Consider the following 20,292-nt stretch of genomic DNA (forward strand, 5'->3'; position numbering starts at 1 on the left):
CGCTGAGTCTCGATCATTGGGCTTAAAGGGACGGCTTATTCATGTATCGATCAGTATCACTGCGTGCCGCTGTATGTCTGAGTACTCTTCTACCCGCGGCGATGCTGCAAGCAGCACCCGACGCAGATGTGGAGACCCTGAAACAGGAACTTCTGGAGCTGAAGCAACGATACGAAGTGCAACAAAAGGCCCTGGCGGTGCTCGAACAACGGGTCCGTCAGGTCGAAGATCAACCGGCAGCCCCGCAACCCAAACGGCTGGCCAAGTCGCCGTCTGACATGAAAGGCAATCCAAAAGTCGCGACCGGTACCGGGGCTCCCGGCGTTGGCGCGGCAGCAGCGTCGGGGGGCGCCGCCGGGGGCAGCGGCGCTTCTTACGGCCAGTCGCTGGCCGACGATTCGCAACCGGCACAGAGTGTGTCCAACCTCTACGACGAAGCCAGCGGCTTCTTCGGCGGCGGTAAATTCAGCTTTGAAACCGGCGTGACCTACTCGCGTTACGACACCCGGCAGTTGATCCTCAACGGTTTCCTCGCGCTGGACTCGATCTTTCTGGGCAACATCAACCTCGACCGGATCAAGGCCGACACCTGGACGCTGGACCTGACCGGGCGCTACAACTTCGACAACCGTTGGCAGTTTGACGTGAACGTGCCGGTGGTTTACCGCGAATCGACCTACCAGTCCGGTGGCGGCAACGGTGGTGCGTCCAACGTCACGACGGAACAGGATGTTTCGCGCGACCCGACCATCGGCGACGTCAACTTCGGTATTGCCTACAAGTTCCTCGACGAGTCGGTCAACACGCCGGACGCCGTGGTCACCCTGCGGGTCAAGGCGCCAACCGGCAAGGATCCGTTCGGCATCAAACTGCGCCAGACCGACGCCAACTCCAACCTGTTCGTGCCTGACACGCTGCCAACCGGTAACGGTGTCTGGTCGATCACACCCGGGGTTTCGCTGGTCAAGACGTTCGACCCGGCGGTGCTGTTCGGCAGCCTGTCCTACACCCACAACCTGGAGGAGTCGTTCGACGACATCAGCTCGACCGTCAACCAGAAAACCCCGGGCAAGGTAAAGATTGGCGACAGCTTCCAGATCGGCGCCGGTATTGCGTTCGCTCTGAACGAAAAGATGAGTATGTCGTTCTCGGTGTCTGACCTGGTGCAACGCAAGAGCAAGCTGAAACAGGATGGCGGTGATTGGCAATCGGTGGTCTCCAGTGACGCCAACGCCGGTTATTTCAACGTCGGCATGACCATTGCCGCCACGGATAACCTGACCATCGTGCCCAACCTGTCGATCGGCATGACCGACGATGCCCCGGACTTCTCCTTCAGCCTGAAATTCCCGTACTACTTCTAAAGCACAAGATCGCAGCCTGCGGCAGCTCCTACAGAGGTAATCCCTGTAGAAGCTGCCGCAGGCTGCGATCTTTTGAGCTTTGTTCTCTAGCGAATCTGATGCTTGTGCAGCAGGCGATAAAACGTCGGCCGCGACACCCCCAGCACTTTCGCCGCCACACTGAGGTTGTCGCTGTGACGGTTCAACACATCGCACAGCGCCTGGCGTTCAGCGCGCGTCTTGTAGTCTTCCAGCGTACCCATCGGCGTCGAAATCGTGTGCTGGCTGAGCAATCCCAGATCCCGGGCTTCGATCTGTCGGCCTTCCGCCAGAACCAGACCCCGTCGCACGCGGTTGGCCAGTTCTCGAACGTTGCCTGGCCAGTCGTGCTTGCCCATGGCGATCAACGCATCCTCACTGAAGCTGCGCGGGCGGCGGCCGGTTTCGTGGCTGTAAAAATGCGAGAAATGGTTGGCCAGCATCGACAGATCACCGTGGCGCTCGCGCAATGGCGCGGTCACCACTTGCAGCACATTGAGGCGGTAATACAGGTCTTCGCGAAAACGCTTTTTCTCGATCGCCGCTTCGAGGTCGACGTGGGTGGCCGCCAGCACGCGAACATCCACCGGGATCGGCTGGCTGCCACCCACGCGCTCGATGTGTTTCTCCTGCAGAAAACGCAGCAGATTGGCCTGCAATTCCAGCGGCAGATCGCCGATTTCATCGAGAAACAGCGTGCCGCCATTGGCGGCCTCAATGCGCCCGACCTTGCGCTGATGCGCACCGGTGAAAGCGCCTTTTTCGTGACCGAACAGTTCGGATTGAATCAAGTGTTCGGGAATCGCCCCGCAGTTGATCGCCACGAACGGCTTGCTGTGGCGCTGGGACTGGCGATGCAGCGTGCGCGCCACCAGTTCTTTACCGGTGCCGCTTTCACCGCGGATCAGTACCGGGGATTCGGTCGGTGCCAGTTTGCTCAATAATTTGCGCAGTTCGCGGATCGGCTTGCTGTCGCCGAGTAACTCGTGTTCAGGCTGGTCGACGTGAATCGTGCCTTGCCCGCGCAAACGCGCCATGCCGAACGCGCGGCCCAGGGTCACCTGGACCCGCGAGACATCGAACGGCAAGGTGTGGAAATCGAAAAACCATTCGCAGACGAAGTCACCGACGTTCTGCAACCGCAGGACTTCCTGGTTCAACACCGCGATCCACTCGGTGCCGCTACGGCTGATCAGTTCCTTGACCGCTTCGGGACGTTCAAGGTGAAAAGGTTGCAGTCGCAGCAGCCCGACATCGCATGTCCGATCGGCGGCATTTTCCAGGCTACAACTGTCGACATCCCATCCCACCGAGCGCAAACCAGGTAATAACCGGTGACAGTCGTCGCACGGGTCGACCACCAATAAACGTCGTAACGCAGGCGCTTCGATCATGACTGTTCCTTGGCGCCAAATTTAAGGAAATTATTGTAAAAACAGTCATTTGGCAGACCCGACTGTAACATTAGCAAGAAATTGACAGGGCCTTGTATCGATTGCTTATAGGTGTACAAGCTAACGAGTTATAAGAAGCAAGTTTATTAGTCAGCTATCGAGTTGCTATCTTTCACCAGGCTTTCAAAAACGTTCGGAATGTTGAGCCTGAGCAATTAAGTTGAAATTTCTTTGTTTCGTGTGTGACCTGCCACGGGGTTGCGTGCATCAGTACAAGTAACCAGCCGAACGGTAAGCCCAACCGACGGCACATCACTTGATTGGGCACGACAGAGAGAAGACCCCAATGACCGCCCCGCTCCGTATCAACGAAGCTCTTTTGATTGCCAACCACGCGTTCAAACCCTTTCAGTGCGTGGCCTGGGCCCCACAAGACGGCAATGGCGAACTGAACCTGACCGTCATCGACCGTACCAACTCGCACATCGGTCGCCAGCAGATTCCAAGCAGCGCCTACTCCGATCCGGCGCAACTGGAACTGCTGTTGCAACAGGCCCGCGCCGAATTGAGCAAAGAAGGTTACCTGCTGCAATCGTGGTCGATGCCACATTGATCAGAGGCTAATGCGGATGACTTTCACGTCATCCGCTCTGTTCTTTGTTAGTTATCCGCTGCTGTTTATCTTCAATGCTTCTGTACAACTTTCTTCAAGCTGCCAGGCGCCACTGCTTGGCAGGCTTTCGTTTGGTTCAAAAAGACACTGTTATGGCACAGTGCGACCCTCCACCTGTTAGTTCTGTCAGTTGAACTTGCGTGTATTCAGGGATTGAATGTTCCGCTCATGCAGTTACCGCCCATTCGGGCCTGGTCAACTTGCAAGGAGAGGCATGCATGTCACCCGAGAACGCCTTTGCGCGCCCGGCACTACTCAACAGTTCCGGGCAACTCGACAAACAATTTGCCAGCACTGGCGTTGCCCAGGTGTATTTCGCCGGCAGTGTTTCCAGCATGACCCAGGGTATTGCGCTGGATCGACAGGGGCGCGTGCTGGTCGCCGCCAAAGTCGGCACTGCGCAAGGCAGTCGGTTTGGTCTGGCACGCCTCTTCGCAGACGGTTCGGCCGACCTCGCTTTCGGCCAGCAAGGCAGCGTGATTGGCGAGTTCGAATGCGGTTTTGAGGCCACCGGTGGCAAGGTTCAGGTGTTGCCCGACGGACGAATCCTGCTGGCCGGGCTGCATTATCAAAACACCCATCGCACCCTGCCTGCGCTGGCCCTGTTCAGCGCTGACGGAACCCCCGACCCGGACTTTGGTAAAAATGGCTGCAAAGTGGTGCGCCTGCCCGGCGACCTGTCCGTCGGCTCCCGCGATTGCTGGCTGCCACCCGGCGTACCGGGGGCTGAAGCCTGTGACATCGCCGTGCAGGATGACGGGCATATTCTGCTGATCGCCAATCACCACTTCGAACTCGCCGACCATGCCGGAATGCTGATCCGCCTGACGCCAGACGGGACGCTCGATGCAAGCTTCAATGGGCGCGGTTTCGTGATGATTCGACATTTGCTGCTCAACACGTGGCTCAGCAGCCTCGTATTGCAGGAGGACGGGCGGATCCTTGTCGCCGGCTCAATTGATTTCCCCCAGGAGGGCCTGGTGGCGCGCTACCTGCCTGACGGGCGTCTTGATGAGCGCTTCGCGGTGGATGGCTTCCTGGCTTTCAAAGCCAACGGCAAAAGTGCGATGGTCTGTCAGGTCATCGAGTCAAAGGAACATCTGCACTGTTTTGGCAGCAGTCGCGATCCGATCCGCTGCCTGGCGCTGAGCCTGCACCCTAACGGCCGCCCGGACTGGCGCAACGACACTGGTCACCCGCATCTGCTGGAAATCGGCCCCAGTGGTTGCCAGTGGAGCGCCGCGCAACGCATGGCGGATGGTCGGATCATGGCGGTGGGTGCAACGATCGGCGGCGTCGAGGCCGACTTCATCGTTGCTCGCTATAAAGCTGATGGCCATCTCGACCGGAGCTTCGGCAACGGCCACGGCTGGTTGCGCACGCGCCTGGGCCGCAGCCTGGATACCGCCAATTCTCTCGCGATCCAGCCAGACCGGAAAATTCTTGTCGGCGGCTACTCGCTCGACGGCAACTACCGCGCCATGGTCGCGCGCTATCTGAATCAATAACTTCCCGGACTTGAACTTGCCAGACACATGCGGCAACTTGCGCGCTTCTTAATACAAGGAGCAACCGATGTCCGGTTCACTGGCCCAGGCGTTCGCGCATAATTTTCTCGGGCACTCGCCCCGCTGGTACAAGGCGTGCATCGTAGGGTTCCTGATCCTCAACGCCGTGGTGCTGTTCACTGTCGGCCCGGTCGCCGCCGGCTGGCTGCTGGTGATCGAATTCATTTTCACCCTGGCCATGGCGCTCAAGTGCTATCCATTGATGCCCGGTGGCTTGTTGCTGATCGAAGCCCTGCTGCTGAAGATGACCTCACCACAGGCCCTGTACGATGAACTGGTGCACAACTTCCCGGTGATCCTGCTGCTGATGTTCATGGTCGCGGGCATCTACTTCATGAAGGATCTGCTGCTGTTTCTGTTCTCACGGTTGCTGCTGGGCGTGCGCTCCAAGGCGCTGCTGGCGCTGATGTTCTGCTTTCTCTCAGCTTTTTTGTCGGCGTTTCTCGATGCCTTGACCGTAACCGCGGTGATCATCAGCGCGGCGGTCGGCTTCTATTCGGTCTACCACCGCGTGGCCTCGGGCAATGATCCGCGTCAGGACAGCGAATTCAGCGACGACCGCCATCTGCCGGCCCTGCACCATGAAGACCTGGAGCAATTCCGCGCATTCCTGCGCAGCCTGCTGATGCACGGCGCGGTCGGCACCGCACTCGGCGGGGTCTGCACCCTGGTGGGTGAGCCGCAGAATCTGCTGATCGGTCATGAAATGGGCTGGCACTTCGCAGAGTTCTTCCAGAAAGTCGCGCCGGTTTCGTTGCCGGTGCTGGCGGCGGGTCTGGTGACCTGCGTGCTGCTGGAAAAACTGCGCTGGTTTGGCTACGGCACCCTGCTGCCGGACAACGTCCGCGCCGTGCTGGCCAATTACGCCGCCGAAGACAACGCCGAACGCACCCCGCGTCAGCGTGCCGCCCTGCTGGTGCAAGGCACTGCTGCGTTGATCCTGATTGGTTGTCTGGCGTTTCACGTCGCGGAGGTCGGGCTGATCGGCCTGATGGTGATCGTGCTGATCACCGCGTTCACCGGCATCACCGACGAGCATCGTCTGGGCAGCGCGTTCAAGGACGCCATGCCGTTCACCGCATTGCTGGTGGTGTTCTTTGCCGTGGTCGCGGTGATTCACGATCAGCAGCTGTTCGCCCCGTTGATCCAGTGGGTGCTGGCGCTGCCGGCGGAACAACAGCCGGGCATGCTGTTCATCGCCAACGGCCTGCTCTCGGCGATCAGCGATAACGTGTTCGTCGCCACGATCTACATCACCGAAGTGAAACAGGCTTTCCTGTCCGGGCACATGAGCCGCGAGCATTTCGAGACCCTGGCGATCGCGATCAACACTGGCACCAACCTGCCAAGCGTGGCGACGCCGAACGGTCAGGCGGCATTCCTGTTCCTGCTGACCTCGGCGATTGCACCGCTGGTGCGCCTGTCGTACGGGCGGATGGTGTGGATGGCGTTGCCGTACACCGTAGTGATGGGGTTGCTGGGCTGGTATGCGGTGAGTTACTGGCTCTGACTTAAAACTGTGGGAGCGGGGCTTGCTCGCGAAGACGGAGTGTCAGGCACTTGATGTGCTGACTGAAGCACCGCATTCGCGAGCAAGCCCGCTCCCACATTGTCAGGGTGGTCAGCCAATGGCGCTGGCAACTCTCGATCAACCGGTATGAGCAGGCTCACTCCTACATTGGCAGGCGCTCAGCCAATGGCTCTGGCAACACGCGATTAAAACTGTGGGAGCGGGCTTGCTCGCGAAGACGGAGTGTCAGGCACTTGATGTGTTGACTGACACACCGCATTCGCGAGCAAGCCCGCTCCCACAGTTTGTTTCCGGGTGAATCAGCGACCGAGGATGTACTTCTCGATCGCCTGCGCCACGCCGTCTTCGGTGTTGGGGGCTGTAACGACATCAGCCTGGCGCTTCACCGCCTCTTCCGCCTGCCCCATGGCAATCGACAATCCCGCGCAATGGAACATCGCCGGGTCGTTGCCGCCATCGCCAATCGCGGCGGTCTGCGCCAGCGGGATATCGAGGTGCGCGGCAATGGTTGCCAGTGCGGTGCCCTTGTTGGCCTCCAGCGCCGTCACGTCCAGGTACACCGGTTGCGAACGCGAAACCTGAGCCATGCCGCTGACCTTGGCTAACAGGCGCGCCTCAAGCTCGATCAGCAGATCGGTGTTGTTACTGGTGGCGACGATCTTGTCGATGCGCTCCAGGTACGGCTCGAAACTCTCGACCACCACCGGCGGATAACCGAGGCCGTGCTGTTCGCGCGGCACCATCGGTCCGTGCGGATCCTTGAGCAACCAGTCGCCACCGCTGAACACCCAGATCTCCACATCCGGTTGGTCAGCGAACAACGCCAGAGCAATCAGCGCGGTCGGCACCGGCAGGTAATGCGCCACCAACAGACTGCCATCCGGATTGACGATGGTGCCGCCATTGAAGGCGGCGGTCGGCAGATCGACACCCAAGGCTTCGATCTGCTGCAACATGGCTTTGGGTGGGCGCCCGGTGGCCAGGCTGAACAACACGCCGGCCTCGCGCAGCGAACGAACGGCGTCGATGGTGCGCTGGCTCAGGCTGTGATCGGGCAGCAACAGCGTGCCGTCCATGTCACTCAATAAAAAGCGGATCGATTCACTCATCCCAGACCGTGCCAGACGCGACCATCGCGAGTCAGCAGATCATTGGCGGCTTGCGGGCCGTCTTCCCCGGCGGCGTAGGTCTGCACGCTCGCATCCTGTTGCCAGGCATCGAGGAAGGGCTGCACCGCGCGCCAGCCGTTCTCGATGTTGTCGGCGCGCTGGAACAGCGTCTGGTCGCCGGTCAGGCAGTCGTAGATCAGCGTTTCGTAGCCGGTGGACGGCTGCATCTCGAAGAAATCCTTGTAGGCAAAACCCAGCTCGATGTTGGCCATGTTCAACGCCGGCCCCGGCCGTTTGGCCAGCAGGTCGAACCACATGCCTTCGTTGGGCTGGATCTGAATACGCAGATAGGTCGGCTGCAACTCGTCGACCTCGGTATCCCGGAACTGCGCATAGGGCGCCGGTTTGAAGCAGATGACGATCTCGGTGTCGCGCACGCTCATGCGCTTGCCGGTGCGCAGGTAGAACGGCACGCCGACCCAGCGCCAGTTGTCGATCATGACTTTCAGCGCGACGTAGGTTTCGGTGTTGCTGTCAGGCGCCACGTTGGCTTCCTGGCGATAGCCATTCAACGCTTTGCCATCGACCTCGCCGGCGCGGTATTGACCGCGTACCGAGTTGGCTCGCGCCTCTTCAACGCTCCACGGGCGGATCGCGCCGACCACTTTGGCCTTCTCGCCGCGCACGGCGTCAGCGCCGAACGCGGCCGGCGGTTCCATGGCGACCATCGCCAGCAACTGGAACAGGTGATTGGGCACCATGTCACGCAGCGCACCGGTGTGCTCGTAAAAACTGCCACGGGTTTCGACGCCGACGGTTTCTGCCGCGGTGATTTGCACGTGGTCGATGTAATGGTTGTTCCAGAAGGCCTCGAACAGGCTGTTGGAGAACCGGCTGACCAGAATGTTCTGCACGGTTTCCTTGCCCAGGTAATGGTCGATCCGATAGATCTGTTTTTCGGACATGACCTTGAGCAGGCAGGCGTTCAACGCTTCGGCAGTTTGCAGATCGGAGCCGAACGGCTTCTCGATCACCACCCTTCTGAACGCTTCGGGGGTTTCCTCCAGCAACTTGGCCGCGCCGAGACGGCGTACCACTTCACTGAAAAAACGTGGCGCGGTGGCCAGGTAGAACACCGCATTGCCAGTGCCGCTGTCGGCAATTTTTGCCGCCAGCGCGGAATAAGTGCTGTCGTCCAGGAAGTCGCCCTGGACGTAGCTGATACCTTTGGCGAGCTTGGCCCACAAGGCCGGATCAAGCATCTGATCGCCCTTGCCGACTTTCGCCGCCACTTCGGTACGGATGAAGTCTTCGAGTTTTTGCGCGAAGGCTTCATCGGTAATGGCGTTGTGATCAACGCCGACGATCCGCAGATTCTCGTCAAGCAAGCCGTCGCGACTGAGGTTGTACAGCGCCGGCATCAGCAAGCGCTTGACCAGGTCGCCGTGGGCACCGAACAGAAACAGCGTGGTCGGTGGTGCGGGTTCTGCCTTGGATTTTCTGCGGATCGTATGGGTCATTTCTTCGGTGTCTCCACGTGGCCGCCGAAGCCGAAGCGCTGGGCCGAAAGAATCTTGTCGCCAAAAGTGCCCTGGCCGCGCGAGCGGTAGCGCGAGAACAGCGAGTTGGACAGCACCGGAACCGGCACCGCCTGCTCCATGGCCGCTTCGATGGTCCATTGACCTTCGCCGCTGTCAGCCACCGAACCGGAGAAGCCGTCGAGTTTCGGATCGCTGGCCAGTGCGTCGGCGGTCAGGTCGAGCAGCCAGGACGAGACCACGCTGCCACGACGCCAGACTTCGGCGATGTCGGCCACGTTCAGGTCGAAACGCTGATCTTCCGGCAGACGCTCGCTGGACTTGGTCTTGAGGATGTCGAAGCCTTCGGCGAACGCGGCCATCATGCCGTACTCGATGCCGTTGTGAATCATCTTCACGAAGTGCCCGGCACCGGCAGGACCGGCGTGAATGTAGCCGTGCTCGGCGCGGTGATCCTCGGACTTGCGATCCTTGGTGCGCGGAATGTTGCCCATACCCGGCGCCAGCGCTGCGAACAGTGGGTCCAGACGGTTCACGGTCTCGGCGTCGCCGCCGATCATCATGCAGTAGCCGCGCTCCAGGCCCCAGACGCCGCCGGAGGTACCGACGTCGATGTAGTGCAGGCCCTTCTCGGCCAGGGTTTTCGCCCGGCGAATGTCATCCTTATAGTTGGTGTTGCCGCCGTCGATGATGGTGTCACCGGCTTCCAGCAAGTCGCTCAGAGTGTTGATGGTGTCTTCGGTCGGCGCGCCGGCCGGCAGCATGACCCATACGGCACGTGGCTTGGCCAGGCCTGCCACCAGAGCGGGCAGGTCGGCAACGCCGGTGGAGCCCTCGGCGACCAGGTTATCGATGAAAGCGGTATTGCGGTCGTAAACAACGGTGGTGTGACCGTTGAGCATCAGACGTCGCGCAATATTGCCGCCCATGCGGCCCAGTCCAATAATCCCGAGTTGCATGTGCTGATGCTCCTTACTACAAATAAATGTGTGTCATTGGTTATAGCCCAACGCGACTGATGGAGGTTAGTCCAGAGCGTTGCGATGAAGTTTCCGGGCATTGTGCCCGATCCAGACTGATAACGCCCCGAATCCTGCCGAAGACACACCGACCATGAAAAATAAAAAAGTTCCATTCACGGGCAAAAGAAATCAAAATTGGCGCCGATAGCAAGTCAGTAGCCCCGATGCGGGGACGATTTGCAGTTGAGACACGCCATTTGCGAGGTGAGCAATGGGCACAGTACACACAGCAATGCCGCCACAAACCCTGTACGTCACGATCCGTCGCGATGAATTGCGCCAGTTGAAAGACGAGCGCGACCAGTTGAAGCAGGAGCTGGCGCAGCTGCGCTCGCTGACCCAGGGCGCTCAGCCCAAACCTCTGCCGGTGGTCCAGCGCCATCCGCACGCCTGACCTGCCCCGCCAGCTTCGGGAACGGCGCCTGTCGTTCCCGACATGATGCTCCCCTGCCCCTGATCAGCAACTAACGAAGTTTTCACACTGCCTTGGTGATACTCCGGCCCATTCTGGCCGTGCGTTTGCGCGCGGCTTCCGTTCGTCGGTTTGATGTAGCGCTCCGACGGTGGTTAGTGACGATGAGCTGGAGTGCTGAATGGCATTGTTCAAACGCAGCAAAACGACTGCGACAGGTTTCGACTGGGCCGGGGTTCTCTGGCTGTTCGCTTTCTTCTGGTATTTCTCGGGCATCACCCAACTGTTGATTCAGCTGACCGGCACCTCCGGTTTCAGCGGTTTCCGTCAGGCCTTCGTGATGAGCGCGCTGTGGCTCGCCCCGATGCTGGCGTTTCCCAAACGCACCAAACTGCTGGCCGCGCTGATCGGTATCGTCCTGTGGGCCTGCTCGATGGCCAGCCTGGGTTATTTCTTCATCTATCAGCAGGAATTCTCGCAAAGCGTCATCTTCATCATGTTCGAGTCGAACATCTCTGAAGCCGGCGAATACATGACCCAGTACTTCGCCTGGTGGATGATCCCGGCATTCCTCGCCCATACCGCTTTCGCCTACTTCCTGTGGACCCGCCTGCGCCCGGTGTACATGCCCCGAGGCCGCGCGTTCGTGGCTGCGATCGCGATCGTCTTCGCCGTAGTCGGCTACCCGCTGATCAAACAGACCCAGCGTACCGGCAGTTTCGCCGGCGGTTTCGAGAAGTTCGAAGACCGCATCGAGCCAGCCGTGCCTTGGCAGATGGTGGTGGCTTACCACCGTTACCTCGACACCCTGGCCGGCATGCAAGACATGCTGCACAGCGCGAGCAAGGTTCCGCCGCTGCATAACCTGAAAGTTGCCGACGCCGATAAACCGTCGACCCTGGTGCTGGTGATCGGCGAGTCGACCAACCGTCAGCGCATGAGCCTGTACGGTTATGGACGCAAGACCACCCCGGAACTGGACAAGCTCAAGGATCAGCTCGCGGTATTCGACAACGTCATCACCCCGCGCCCTTACACCATTGAAGCGCTGCAGCAGGTCCTGACCTTCGCCGACGAAGAGAACCCTGATCTGTACCTGTCCACGCCGTCGCTGGTCAGCATGATGAAACAGGCCGGTTACAAGACCTTCTGGATCACCAACCAGCAGACCATGACCAAACGCAACACCATGCTCACGACCTTCTCCGAGCAGGCCGACGAGCAGGTGTACCTGAATAACAACCGCAACCAGAACGCCGCGCAGTACGACGGTGACGTGATCGAGCCGTTCAACAAAGCGCTGACCGACCCGGCGCAGCGTAAGCTGATCGTCGTGCACTTGCTCGGCACTCACATGAGCTACCAGTACCGCTATCCGCCGACCTTCGACAAGTTCCAGGACCGTACCGGCGTGCCGGCCGGCGTACGTGACGATCAGGTGCCGACCTACAACAGCTACGACAACGCCGTGCTGTACAACGATTTCGTGGTGTCGAGCCTGATCAAGGACTACGCCAAGTCCGATCCGAACGGCTTCCTGCTGTACCTCTCCGACCACGGTGAAGACGTGTTCGACTCCGCCGGCCACAACACCCTCGGCCGTAACGAGAACAAACCGACCGCGCCGATGTACACCATTCCGTTCATGGCCTGGGCGTCGCCGAAATGGCGCGAGAACCACGACTGGAACTTCGCCGCCGACCTCGGCCGGCCGTACAGCAGCTCGCATCTGATCCACACCTGGGCGGACATGGCCGGTTTGAGTTTCGATGAACTGGACCGCAGCAAGAGTCTGGTCAGCGACAGCTTCAAACCGCGTCCGCTGATGATCGGCAACCCGTACGAACGCGAGCAGCGCGCCTTGATCGACTTCAGCCTGATGAAGCCAAAAAAGGTCGACCCTGCCGCAGCGAATGTCGTGCAGCAGTAACCGCTCGGAAGGCATCGGTTTCGAGAGATCGCAACCGGTGTAACGCATAAAGAAAAAGCTCCGTATCGCAAGATACGGAGCTTTTTTCGTTTTGGGCGGTCAGGTAGCCCGCTTTATGGGGCTCTACTGTACCGCCTGAGGGAAATCGGAGCAGCCAGCATGCTCGCACGTACCCTCCTCCCTGAAAGAGCAGCCAGCGCGCTCAGAGGGCGCCAGTAAATTGCACCACCAGGATCAAGGATTGTTCCAGCACAAAAACAAACGCCCCGAACAAGTCGGGGCGTTTGTGGGGGCATTCGCTTCGGGTGCTTTCACACCCTTCGCGATGCAGGTCCGGCGCTATCAGTAAGCCTTGCCGGTCTTGTAGAAGTTCTCGAAGCAGAAGTTGGTCGCTTCGATGTAGCCTTCAGCGCCACCGCAGTCAAAACGCTTGCCCTTGAACTTGTAGGCCATGACGCAGCCGTTCTGGGCCTGCTTCATCAGGGCATCGGTGATCTGGATTTCACCGCCCTTGCCTGGCTCGGTCTGCTCGATCAGATCGAAGATGTCCGGGGTCAGGATGTAACGACCAATGATCGCCAGGTTCGATGGAGCGTCTTCCGGCTTTGGCTTCTCGACCATGCTGTGTACGCGGTAGATGTCGTCGCGGATCATCTCGCCGGCGATCACGCCGTACTTGCTGGTTTCCTGCGGATCGACTTCCTGAATGGCGATGATCGAGCAGCGGAACTGCTTGTACAGCTTGACCATCTGGGTCAGTACGCCGTCGCCTTCGAGATTGACGCACAAGTCGTCCGCCAGCACCACGGCGAACGGCTCGTCACCGATCAGCGGGCGACCGGTGAGGATCGCGTGGCCCAGACCTTTCATTTCGGTCTGACGGGTGTAGGAGAACGAGCACTCGTCGAGCAGCTTGCGGATGCCGACCAGGTATTTCTCCTTGTCGGTGCCTTTGATCTGGTTTTCCAGCTCATAGCTGATGTCGAAGTGGTCTTCCAGAGCGCGCTTGCCACGACCGGTCACGATCGAGATTTCAGTCAGGCCAGCGTCCAGAGCTTCTTCAACGCCGTACTGGATCAGTGGCTTGTTTACCACCGGCAGCATTTCTTTGGGCATGGCTTTAGTCGCTGGCAGGAAGCGAGTACCGTAACCGGCTGCTGGGAACAAGCATTTCTTGATCATATAAGTCCTTGAAAGGGCTGTGTGTACGAGTTTCGGCGCAGTCTAATCAGGCGGCGTGCACCTTACAATGCCCCGCACTGGCTAACCGATGCCAACATAGAGAAATATTCTCGCCGATAGTTCCGTTGGCGACTTCGACCCGCGAAAACAGAGTAGCTCAAACACGCAAATGCGCTGCATCACCATACGCTCATCATCCCCCAATGTGAGGATTTGTCGGTATCATGGCGCCTTTGAACCAGCGAACGAGACAGATAGATGGCCGCGGTAAAAATCATCAACGGGTATGTGATCGACAAGAAAGACGGCAAGTGGAACCTGACCACGACCAATGGCGAACACATCGCTGGTCCTTTCGACAGCGAGCAGCTGGCGACTGATGTAGCGTCGGTATTCACCGACACCCCTGCGTCGTCCAAACGCCGTGGCAAAGATCAGGACTGATCTGTTGCGACACGCGCCGAGCCCTGCCCTTGTGCAGGGCTTTTTTGTGGCCGCTCGCAGCATGATGAAAACAAGTGGCCAATCGCTATAACCTTTTCATGCTGGCGCTGTCAGAGCGTTTAGCCCCTCCCTCGCTGAAGACGACACACTTATGAACATGAACAAAATGCTGCCGCTGATCGCGGTATTGGCCCTCGGTGGCTGTGCCACCTCGGAAACCACCTACCTGAACAACGGCGAACAGGGCTTAAGCATCGACTGCTCCGGGGAAGCCAACTCCTGGGCCACCTGCTACGAGAAGGCTGACGCCTCCTGCGCCGGCACCGGCTATCGCATCGTCGGTACCGACGGCACGCCGGCGCCCAAGGAGAGTGACAAAACCCTGGGGGTCGACGTCGGCAACTACAAGAACCGCAGTGTGGTGGTGGTCTGCAAATAGACCCTACATGTGGATCTCGGCGAACTTGATCCCGAGCCCGCGCACGATCTCGATCAGGTCGTCGAGCCGGGCGAAGGATTCGACTTCGTCGTTATCGTCCACCAGAAAATAGCTGCGACCGGCGCTCTTCTTGAAAAACACGATCCACTCGCCCGAGTTCGCCGGATTTTGAATCACATGCGTGGCAGAGATAAGGCCCTCTGCATGCCGTTCCCGTACTTGCTCTCGCTTCATGCGCGACTCCAGAAATGAAAATGCCGCCACAGCAAGACTGTGACGGCATCGGTGCTGATGGTCGCTATTCTATCAGCCGGAAATACAGGCATTGGCGGCGTTTTGCACGTCACGTGGACGAACCGGCACATTGGACATCCGCTCATGCAGCTTGATGCTGCTGCCGCCGGAACGGTCTTCGATATCAAACACCGCAGCCGCGCCGGTGGAAAATTTCCCGGGAACGATCACTCGCACGCCATCCTTGTGCGGCTGCATCTGCAGCGCGCCGCGGCTGTTGGCAAGCTTGTCGGCCAGGCACTGAGCATACTCATGGGGTTTCTTGCCGGAAATCACGCTCATGGTGGGCAAGGTTTCGTTGATTTCGGAAACACTCGCGCAACCACCCACGACCAACATCAACGGCAGACACACCACACCCCACTTCATACAAATACCTCCCATAAAGACCCTCGGACAGCAGTAATACCATTTTTCTCCGAGGCTTAGTCCATTAAACCCGCATGGAATCGCGAATAACTGTTTTTAATTGTCAAAGCAGCGCTCGACGGCGGGATAATAACCCGTTCGGGCTGATAAACTGCGCCAATCGCACATGCTATCGTTTTGATTTAGTAGAAAAAGCCCTTCTGGAGGCGCCCATGAAATTCATTCACCAGCGCGAGCACCTCAACGAAGACGACATCGTCGTCATCCAATGCTCGCAAACCTGCAACATCCGCTTGATGAACGACGCCAACTTCCGCGCGTTCAAGAACGGCGGCCGCCACACCTACCACGGCGGCGCTTTCGACACGTTTCCTGCGCGCATCACCGCGCCGAGCACCGGTTTCTGGAACATCACCATCGACACCGTCAACCGTCGCGCCATCAGCGTCACGCGCAAGCCGACCCTGACCCACTCGATCAAGATCATCCGCCGCTCCAGCTCCAAACTGAGCTGAGTCGCCCCTGACACAAAGGTAAGCACGACCGTGGCCCAAACGACCAAATACGTCATCAAATACAAGCTCAACGGTGAACGCCGTTTCGAGTTCGCGCAACTGGAAAACGGCACCGTCGAAGAGGCCAAGGCCGCACTGGACGCCATCCATGGCACCACCGAAGACGTGATCAGCGACATCGCCGTGAGCAAAGCCCTGTAACGCAACACTCGGGATTCGACCGCAAGCGGCGGAGTGTTCTGCCGCCGGTATTTGCCCAGACTGACAGCCTCGACCAAAGGGTTCAGGAGTCAGCATGTCAATGTCCCCGTCTCGGCTGGATGCGCTCGATTGGGCAAGCCTCGAACAGCATCTGGATCAATATGGCTATGCCATCGTCCGCTCGTTGCTGTCGGCGCAAACCTGTGAACGCTTGAGCGCCCTGTATTCGCAGACCGAACCGTTTCGTTCGCAGGTCATCATGGCCCGCCACGGTTTCGGTCGCGGGGAATACAAGTACTTCAGCTATCCCCTGCCGACAGCCATCGAACGTCTGCGCACTGCGTTTTACCCGCGCCTGGTGCCACTGGCCAACCGCTGGTACGAACGCATGAATGTGCCTGTACGCTTTCCCGCAACCCATTCCGAGTTTGTGCAGCGCTGTCAGGCTGCCGGCCAACTGCGGCCGACACCCTTGCTGTTGCAATACGGCCCGCAGGACTACAACTGCCTGCATCAGGATCTGTACGGAGAACTGGTTTTCCCACTGCAAGTGGCGATTCTTCTGTCGCAGCCCGGAGAGGATTTTACCGGTGGTGAGTTCGTTCTGACCGAGCAGCGTCCACGCATGCAGTCGCGCCCTCACGTCGTGGATCTGCACAAGGGTGACGCGGTTATATTCGCGGTCAACCAGCGCCCGGTCAGCGGCACACGCGGCGATTATCGAGTGACCATGCGTCACGGCGTCAGTCGCCTGCACAGCGGAAATCGGCATACTCTGGGCATTATCTTCCACGACGCATCATGAACGCCATGCACCCGACCACCTTCGACCTGTTCGCCGACCACGAACCCGAGCAACAACCCCGCGCCGAGCAGATCGGCGAACAATCGTGGGTGTTGCGCGGCTTCGCTTTGCCGGTGATCGATCAACTATTGCCAGCGCTGGAAGCCATTCTCGCCGTAGCACCGTTGCGCCACATGATGACCCCGGGCGGTTTCAGCATGTCGGTGGGCACCAGCAGTTGCGGAACCCTGGGCTGGATCACCGACCGTAGCGGTTATCGCTACAGCACCGTCGACCCGCTGAGTGGCCAGCCCTGGCCGGCGATGCCAGAAGTGTTGTCGGAACTGGCGCGCAAAGCAGCACAGCGCGCTGAATTTGCCGACTTTCATCCAGACTCCTGCCTGATCAACCAATATGTCCCCGGCGCGAAAATGTCTTTGCATCAGGACAAAGACGAAAATGCCTACGCGGCGCCGATCGTTTCGCTGTCATTGGGGTTGCCGGCGATGTTCCTGTTCGGTGGTTTTGCCCGTAGCGACAAAAGCCAGCGCATTCCTCTGCTGCATGGCGATATGGTGGTCTGGGGCGGGGTTGATCGCTTGCGCTTTCACGGCGTGCTGCCGATCAAACCCGGGCGGCATCCACAGTTGGGCGAACGCCGGATCAACCTGACCTTGCGTGTCGCCGGGTGATCTGAAAAGTTTGACCGCAAGGCCCGGAGTGTTACCAACATTGCCGCTGGTTAACCTGAATCAAACAGGTCAACGGACTACTCGCCATGAAAAAGCTTTCACCCCTCATCAACGTTGAAACCGATCCACGCTGGGCCGCCGTCGTTGCACGGGACCCACAGGCCGACGGGCAGTTTGTCTATGCGGTGAAAACCACCGGCATCTACTGCCGCCCCAGCAGCCTTTCACGTTTGCCCAAGCCGCAGAACGTCGAGTTCTTCGAAAGTGCTCAAGCTGCCGAGGCGGCGGGTTACCGCCCAAGCAAGCGCACCAGCAAGGATCAGACTGAAGTCGCCAGCCAGCACGCCGCGACCGTGGCGATGGCCTGTCGGCAGATCGAGTCGAGTGAAACAGTGCCCGCGCTCAATGAACTCGCCGAAACCGCCGGCCTCAGCCCTTTCCATTTTCATCGGGTGTTCAAGGCCTTAACCGGCCTGACACCAAAGGGTTACGCGGCGGCGCATCGTTCGCGCCGGGTGCGTGAACGGCTCGCGGATGGCGGCACGGTGACCGATGCGCTGTACGACGCGGGATTCAATTCCAACAGCCGCTTTTATGAGGCAGCCGACAAGGTGCTGGGCATGAAACCCGGCGACTACCGCGCGGCTGGACGCAACAACGACATTCATTTTGCCGTTGGCCAATGTTCGCTCGGGGCGATTCTGGTGGCGCAGAGTGAGCGCGGCGTGTGCGCGATTCTGTTGGGCGACGATCCGCATCAACTGGTGTGCGATCTGCAGGATCAATTCCGCAACGCAAACCTGATTGGCGCCGATGCCGGCTTCGAGCAGTTGATTGCCAAAGTGGTGGGTTTCATCGAGGCGCCAGCGCTGGGCCTCGACTTGCCACTGGATGTGCGTGGCACAGCGTTTCAGGAACGGGTGTGGCAGGCGTTGCGGGAAATCCCGGTGGGTCGCACCGCCAGTTACGCCGAAATCGCCCAACGCATCGGCGCGCCGACCTCCATGCGCGCCGTGGCGCAGGCCTGCGGCGCCAACCGTCTGGCCGTGGCAATCCCCTGCCATCGCGTGGTGCGCAGCGATGGCAATCTGTCGGGGTATCGCTGGGGCGTAGAGCGTAAGCGCCAGTTGCTGGAACGCGAAACCCAGTCTTAGCGCACGCCGATGTAGACCGACACGGACTCGGGGCCGGTGTAGGCCTCGAAGTCGGTAGCGTAACGGCGCTGAATCTGCGGATTGGCTGCAAAGAAGTCCCAGATCTTTCCCCAAATCGAGATGACCGCATCAGGCAACGGCCCCTGCGCTTCGAACACCAGATACTCGCCCGCTTCGATCCGCACGGACTCAAAGTCTTTGACTGAAGCATTCACGGCAACGCCAGCGGTAACGTCAAACGCACCCGAAGCATCCGACTCGTAAGCCGAATACACGCCATAAATCGGCGAATTGGCTGACTTGCCGGGAATGGATTCGGCCAACTCCTCGCCGAAAAACCGGCCCCACATCGGGCCGATTTTCGCGGTTTCGGGTTGGTGCTCTGCGGCGTTGGTGGTGCGAACCTGCAGGCCAGCAACGGTGAAGGCGTCGATTTGCTGTCGTTTCAAATCCATCGAAATTGCGGCTCCCTGTATAGAAGTGCGGCCACACAGGGCCGCAATGACGCCTACTCTGTCAGCGATTGACGTCGACCACAACCCTGCCGCGAAGCTGTCCGGCAAGCAGCTCAGGTGCCGCGTCGATGGCTTCGCTGAGGGCGATTTCATGGCTGATCAAAGGCAACAGGGCGAAGTCCAGATCCTTGGCCAGGCGCGCCCAGGCCTCGATCCGCCGTGCCTTGGGCTGGGTCACGCTGTTGATTCCGGCCAGGGTCACACCGCGCAGAATGAACGGCGCCACCGACGCCGGAAAATCCATGCCTTGAGCCAAGCCGCAGGCCGCCACCGTGCCTTCGGCGCGGGTGCTTGCACAGGCGTTGGCCAAGGTGTGACTGCCGACCGAATCGATCACTGCGGCCCAGCGTTCCTTAGCCAAGGGCTTGCCCGGCTCAGACAAAGTTGCGCGTTCGATGATCTCGCCGGCGCCCAGTCGCTTCAGGTACTCATGCTCGGACACCCGGCCCGTGGACGCCACCACGCGATAACCGAGTTTGCTGAGCAAGGCGATGGCGAAACTGCCCACTCCGCCATTGGCGCCAGTCACCAGCACTTCGCCCTGATCCGGGGACACGCCGTTACGCTCCAGCGCCAGAATGCACAGCATCGCCGTGTAGCCGGCGGTACCGATGGCCATGGCTTGCGCCGCGGTAAAGCCTTTGGGCAACGGAATCAGCCAGTCACCATTGAGCCGCGCCTTTTGCGCCAGCCCGCCCCAGTGACTCTCGCCCACGCCCCAGCCGTTGAGCAGCACCTGATCACCGACCTGGTAATCGGGATGCGAACTGACCTCGACCGTGCCCGCCAAGTCGATCCCCGGCACCATCGGAAACTTGCGCACCACCGGGCTGCTGCCAGTAATCGCCAGTCCGTCCTTGAAGTTCAGCGTGCTGTAGGCGACCTTCACCGTCACGTCGCCTTCAGGCAACTGCGCTTCGCTGATCTGCTGCAGGCTGGCGTGATAACCGCTGTCGTCTTTGTCGATCAAAATGCCGTTGAACATGGCTGCCTCTCAATCAATGGATTCAAATCCTCGTGCCCTGAAATAACACAAAGCAACACATTGCCCCACCCGACTTTGCGCCAATTCGCGAATCCGCCCGGTAATTGTGAAGCGGGCGGCTATGCTTTTTCGACGGTCGTGCTTTCGCTGCCATCCTGC

22 protein-coding genes are annotated in these 20,292 nt (G+C 59.6%); 13 read left to right on the top strand and 9 right to left on the bottom strand.

Annotated features, from left to right (window positions below; translation table 11 throughout):
• The first annotated feature begins 41 nt into the window (after nt 1–41).
• Entirely contained in the window at nt 42–1,364 is a 1,323-nt protein-coding gene (locus HDC30_RS01015) for a hypothetical protein (RefSeq protein WP_183780046.1), read from the top strand.
• An 86-nt stretch (nt 1,365–1,450) separates the two neighbouring features.
• Here the strand turns inward: HDC30_RS01015 and HDC30_RS01020 are convergent, their stop codons facing one another.
• Nucleotides 1,451–2,776 (bottom strand): sigma-54 dependent transcriptional regulator, encoded by a 1,326-nt coding sequence (locus HDC30_RS01020; protein ID WP_027612698.1) that lies wholly within the window; start codon nt 2,774–2,776, stop codon nt 1,451–1,453.
• Between the two features lie 346 nt (nt 2,777–3,122).
• Here HDC30_RS01020 and HDC30_RS01025 point away from each other — a divergent pair, with 346 nt between their 5' ends.
• The 3 genes from HDC30_RS01025 to nhaB all read left to right on the top strand — a co-directional run bounded on the left by HDC30_RS01025 (nt 3,123) and on the right by nhaB (nt 6,527).
• Entirely contained in the window at nt 3,123–3,389 is a 267-nt protein-coding gene (locus HDC30_RS01025; RefSeq protein ID WP_003225374.1) for a hypothetical protein, read from the top strand.
• A 278-nt stretch (nt 3,390–3,667) separates the two neighbouring features.
• On the top strand, nt 3,668–4,957 hold the full coding sequence (locus HDC30_RS01030; protein WP_027612697.1) for a hypothetical protein: 1,290 nt from the start codon (nt 3,668–3,670) through the stop codon (nt 4,955–4,957).
• A 67-nt stretch (nt 4,958–5,024) separates the two neighbouring features.
• Nucleotides 5,025–6,527: a sodium/proton antiporter NhaB gene (gene nhaB / locus HDC30_RS01035; RefSeq protein ID WP_027612696.1), complete on the top strand. Its 1,503-nt coding sequence runs from the start codon at nt 5,025–5,027 to the stop codon at nt 6,525–6,527.
• Nucleotides 6,528–6,847: 320 nt separating this feature from the next.
• On the opposite strand, the gene HDC30_RS01040 is transcribed toward nhaB, so the two are convergent.
• The 3 genes from HDC30_RS01040 to gnd are packed head-to-tail and all read right to left on the bottom strand — an operon-like array spanning nt 6,848 to nt 10,154.
• Nucleotides 6,848–7,657 (bottom strand): Cof-type HAD-IIB family hydrolase, encoded by an 810-nt coding sequence (locus HDC30_RS01040; RefSeq protein ID WP_027612695.1) that lies wholly within the window; start codon nt 7,655–7,657, stop codon nt 6,848–6,850.
• Nucleotides 7,654–9,177 (bottom strand): glucose-6-phosphate dehydrogenase, encoded by a 1,524-nt coding sequence (zwf, locus tag HDC30_RS01045; RefSeq protein ID WP_047598529.1) that lies wholly within the window; start codon nt 9,175–9,177, stop codon nt 7,654–7,656. The genes HDC30_RS01040 and zwf overlap by 4 nt, the downstream gene beginning before the upstream one ends.
• The gene (gnd, locus tag HDC30_RS01050) at nt 9,174–10,154 is read right to left on the bottom strand and encodes a phosphogluconate dehydrogenase (NAD(+)-dependent, decarboxylating) (protein WP_007964647.1); all 981 of its coding nucleotides are present in this window, start codon (nt 10,152–10,154) and stop codon (nt 9,174–9,176) included. The genes zwf and gnd overlap by 4 nt, the downstream gene beginning before the upstream one ends.
• A gap of 274 nt (nt 10,155–10,428) precedes the next feature.
• Here gnd and HDC30_RS01055 point away from each other — a divergent pair, with 274 nt between their 5' ends.
• Nucleotides 10,429–10,611 (top strand): DUF6026 family protein, encoded by a 183-nt coding sequence (locus HDC30_RS01055; protein ID WP_007964649.1) that lies wholly within the window; start codon nt 10,429–10,431, stop codon nt 10,609–10,611.
• Between the two features lie 199 nt (nt 10,612–10,810).
• Nucleotides 10,811–12,559: a phosphoethanolamine transferase CptA gene (locus HDC30_RS01060; protein WP_183780049.1), complete on the top strand. Its 1,749-nt coding sequence runs from the start codon at nt 10,811–10,813 to the stop codon at nt 12,557–12,559.
• A 342-nt stretch (nt 12,560–12,901) separates the two neighbouring features.
• On the opposite strand, the gene galU is transcribed toward HDC30_RS01060, so the two are convergent.
• Complete coding sequence (gene galU / locus HDC30_RS01065) at nt 12,902–13,741, bottom strand: UTP--glucose-1-phosphate uridylyltransferase GalU (protein WP_007912230.1); 840 nt, start codon at nt 13,739–13,741, stop codon at nt 12,902–12,904.
• Nucleotides 13,742–13,999: 258 nt separating this feature from the next.
• Between galU and HDC30_RS01070 the strand changes: the two genes are divergently transcribed.
• Entirely contained in the window at nt 14,000–14,185 is a 186-nt protein-coding gene (locus tag HDC30_RS01070) for a hypothetical protein (RefSeq protein ID WP_007964653.1), read from the top strand.
• Between the two features lie 151 nt (nt 14,186–14,336).
• Nucleotides 14,337–14,624, top strand: coding sequence for a hypothetical protein (locus HDC30_RS01075; RefSeq protein WP_115989694.1), 288 nt, complete (start codon nt 14,337–14,339; stop codon nt 14,622–14,624).
• A 3-nt stretch (nt 14,625–14,627) separates the two neighbouring features.
• Here the strand turns inward: HDC30_RS01075 and HDC30_RS01080 are convergent, their stop codons facing one another.
• Together HDC30_RS01080 and HDC30_RS01085 are read right to left on the bottom strand one after the other, a co-directional pair.
• A complete protein-coding gene (locus HDC30_RS01080) occupies nt 14,628–14,858 on the bottom strand; it encodes a hypothetical protein (RefSeq protein WP_027612691.1) in 231 nt (76 codons plus the stop codon).
• A gap of 72 nt (nt 14,859–14,930) precedes the next feature.
• Nucleotides 14,931–15,287: a hypothetical protein gene (locus HDC30_RS01085; protein WP_027612690.1), complete on the bottom strand. Its 357-nt coding sequence runs from the start codon at nt 15,285–15,287 to the stop codon at nt 14,931–14,933.
• Between the two features lie 212 nt (nt 15,288–15,499).
• Here HDC30_RS01085 and HDC30_RS01090 point away from each other — a divergent pair, with 212 nt between their 5' ends.
• The 5 genes from HDC30_RS01090 to ada all read left to right on the top strand — a co-directional run bounded on the left by HDC30_RS01090 (nt 15,500) and on the right by ada (nt 18,633).
• A complete protein-coding gene (locus HDC30_RS01090) occupies nt 15,500–15,802 on the top strand; it encodes a DUF1883 domain-containing protein (protein WP_024164475.1) in 303 nt (100 codons plus the stop codon).
• A 30-nt stretch (nt 15,803–15,832) separates the two neighbouring features.
• Nucleotides 15,833–16,003 carry a hypothetical protein gene (locus HDC30_RS01095; RefSeq protein WP_096796544.1) on the top strand — a complete coding sequence of 57 codons (171 nt, stop codon included), beginning with the start codon at nt 15,833–15,835 and terminating at the stop codon, nt 16,001–16,003.
• A gap of 94 nt (nt 16,004–16,097) precedes the next feature.
• Nucleotides 16,098–16,808: a 2OG-Fe(II) oxygenase gene (locus tag HDC30_RS01100; RefSeq protein WP_103366994.1), complete on the top strand. Its 711-nt coding sequence runs from the start codon at nt 16,098–16,100 to the stop codon at nt 16,806–16,808.
• Between the two features lie 5 nt (nt 16,809–16,813).
• Nucleotides 16,814–17,479 carry a DNA oxidative demethylase AlkB gene (gene alkB, locus HDC30_RS01105; RefSeq protein ID WP_103367204.1) on the top strand — a complete coding sequence of 222 codons (666 nt, stop codon included), beginning with the start codon at nt 16,814–16,816 and terminating at the stop codon, nt 17,477–17,479.
• Between the two features lie 86 nt (nt 17,480–17,565).
• The gene (gene ada, locus HDC30_RS01110) at nt 17,566–18,633 is read left to right on the top strand and encodes a bifunctional DNA-binding transcriptional regulator/O6-methylguanine-DNA methyltransferase Ada (RefSeq protein WP_183780052.1); all 1,068 of its coding nucleotides are present in this window, start codon (nt 17,566–17,568) and stop codon (nt 18,631–18,633) included.
• On the opposite strand, the gene HDC30_RS01115 is transcribed toward ada, so the two are convergent.
• Both HDC30_RS01115 and HDC30_RS01120 read right to left on the bottom strand, forming a co-directional pair.
• Nucleotides 18,630–19,088, bottom strand: coding sequence for a GyrI-like domain-containing protein (locus HDC30_RS01115; protein ID WP_183780055.1), 459 nt, complete (start codon nt 19,086–19,088; stop codon nt 18,630–18,632). The genes ada and HDC30_RS01115 overlap by 4 nt on opposite strands.
• A 61-nt stretch (nt 19,089–19,149) precedes the next feature.
• Nucleotides 19,150–20,133, bottom strand: coding sequence for an MDR family oxidoreductase (locus HDC30_RS01120; RefSeq protein WP_183780057.1), 984 nt, complete (start codon nt 20,131–20,133; stop codon nt 19,150–19,152).
• Between the last annotated feature and the right edge of the window lie 159 nt (nt 20,134–20,292).

This window comes from Pseudomonas sp. JAI115, from assembly GCF_014200835.1.
GTDB lineage: Bacteria > Pseudomonadota > Gammaproteobacteria > Pseudomonadales > Pseudomonadaceae > Aquipseudomonas > Aquipseudomonas putida_A.

Coding starts and splice junctions, on each gene's coding strand:
- HDC30_RS01015 (WP_183780046.1), top strand. CDS start 42: ATGTATCGATCAGTATCACTGCGTGCCGCTGTATGTCTGAGTACTCTT.
- HDC30_RS01020 (WP_027612698.1), bottom strand. CDS start 2,776: ATGATCGAAGCGCCTGCGTTACGACGTTTATTGGTGGTCGACCCGTGC.
- HDC30_RS01025 (WP_003225374.1), top strand. CDS start 3,123: ATGACCGCCCCGCTCCGTATCAACGAAGCTCTTTTGATTGCCAACCAC.
- HDC30_RS01030 (WP_027612697.1), top strand. CDS start 3,668: ATGTCACCCGAGAACGCCTTTGCGCGCCCGGCACTACTCAACAGTTCC.
- nhaB (WP_027612696.1), top strand. CDS start 5,025: ATGTCCGGTTCACTGGCCCAGGCGTTCGCGCATAATTTTCTCGGGCAC.
- HDC30_RS01040 (WP_027612695.1), bottom strand. CDS start 7,657: ATGAGTGAATCGATCCGCTTTTTATTGAGTGACATGGACGGCACGCTG.
- zwf (WP_047598529.1), bottom strand. CDS start 9,177: ATGACCCATACGATCCGCAGAAAATCCAAGGCAGAACCCGCACCACCG.
- gnd (WP_007964647.1), bottom strand. CDS start 10,154: ATGCAACTCGGGATTATTGGACTGGGCCGCATGGGCGGCAATATTGCG.
- HDC30_RS01055 (WP_007964649.1), top strand. CDS start 10,429: ATGGGCACAGTACACACAGCAATGCCGCCACAAACCCTGTACGTCACG.
- HDC30_RS01060 (WP_183780049.1), top strand. CDS start 10,811: ATGGCATTGTTCAAACGCAGCAAAACGACTGCGACAGGTTTCGACTGG.
- galU (WP_007912230.1), bottom strand. CDS start 13,741: ATGATCAAGAAATGCTTGTTCCCAGCAGCCGGTTACGGTACTCGCTTC.
- HDC30_RS01070 (WP_007964653.1), top strand. CDS start 14,000: ATGGCCGCGGTAAAAATCATCAACGGGTATGTGATCGACAAGAAAGAC.
- HDC30_RS01075 (WP_115989694.1), top strand. CDS start 14,337: ATGAACATGAACAAAATGCTGCCGCTGATCGCGGTATTGGCCCTCGGT.
- HDC30_RS01080 (WP_027612691.1), bottom strand. CDS start 14,858: ATGAAGCGAGAGCAAGTACGGGAACGGCATGCAGAGGGCCTTATCTCT.
- HDC30_RS01085 (WP_027612690.1), bottom strand. CDS start 15,287: ATGAAGTGGGGTGTGGTGTGTCTGCCGTTGATGTTGGTCGTGGGTGGT.
- HDC30_RS01090 (WP_024164475.1), top strand. CDS start 15,500: ATGAAATTCATTCACCAGCGCGAGCACCTCAACGAAGACGACATCGTC.
- HDC30_RS01100 (WP_103366994.1), top strand. CDS start 16,098: ATGTCAATGTCCCCGTCTCGGCTGGATGCGCTCGATTGGGCAAGCCTC.
- alkB (WP_103367204.1), top strand. CDS start 16,814: ATGCACCCGACCACCTTCGACCTGTTCGCCGACCACGAACCCGAGCAA.
- ada (WP_183780052.1), top strand. CDS start 17,566: ATGAAAAAGCTTTCACCCCTCATCAACGTTGAAACCGATCCACGCTGG.
- HDC30_RS01115 (WP_183780055.1), bottom strand. CDS start 19,088: ATGGATTTGAAACGACAGCAAATCGACGCCTTCACCGTTGCTGGCCTG.
- HDC30_RS01120 (WP_183780057.1), bottom strand. CDS start 20,133: ATGTTCAACGGCATTTTGATCGACAAAGACGACAGCGGTTATCACGCC.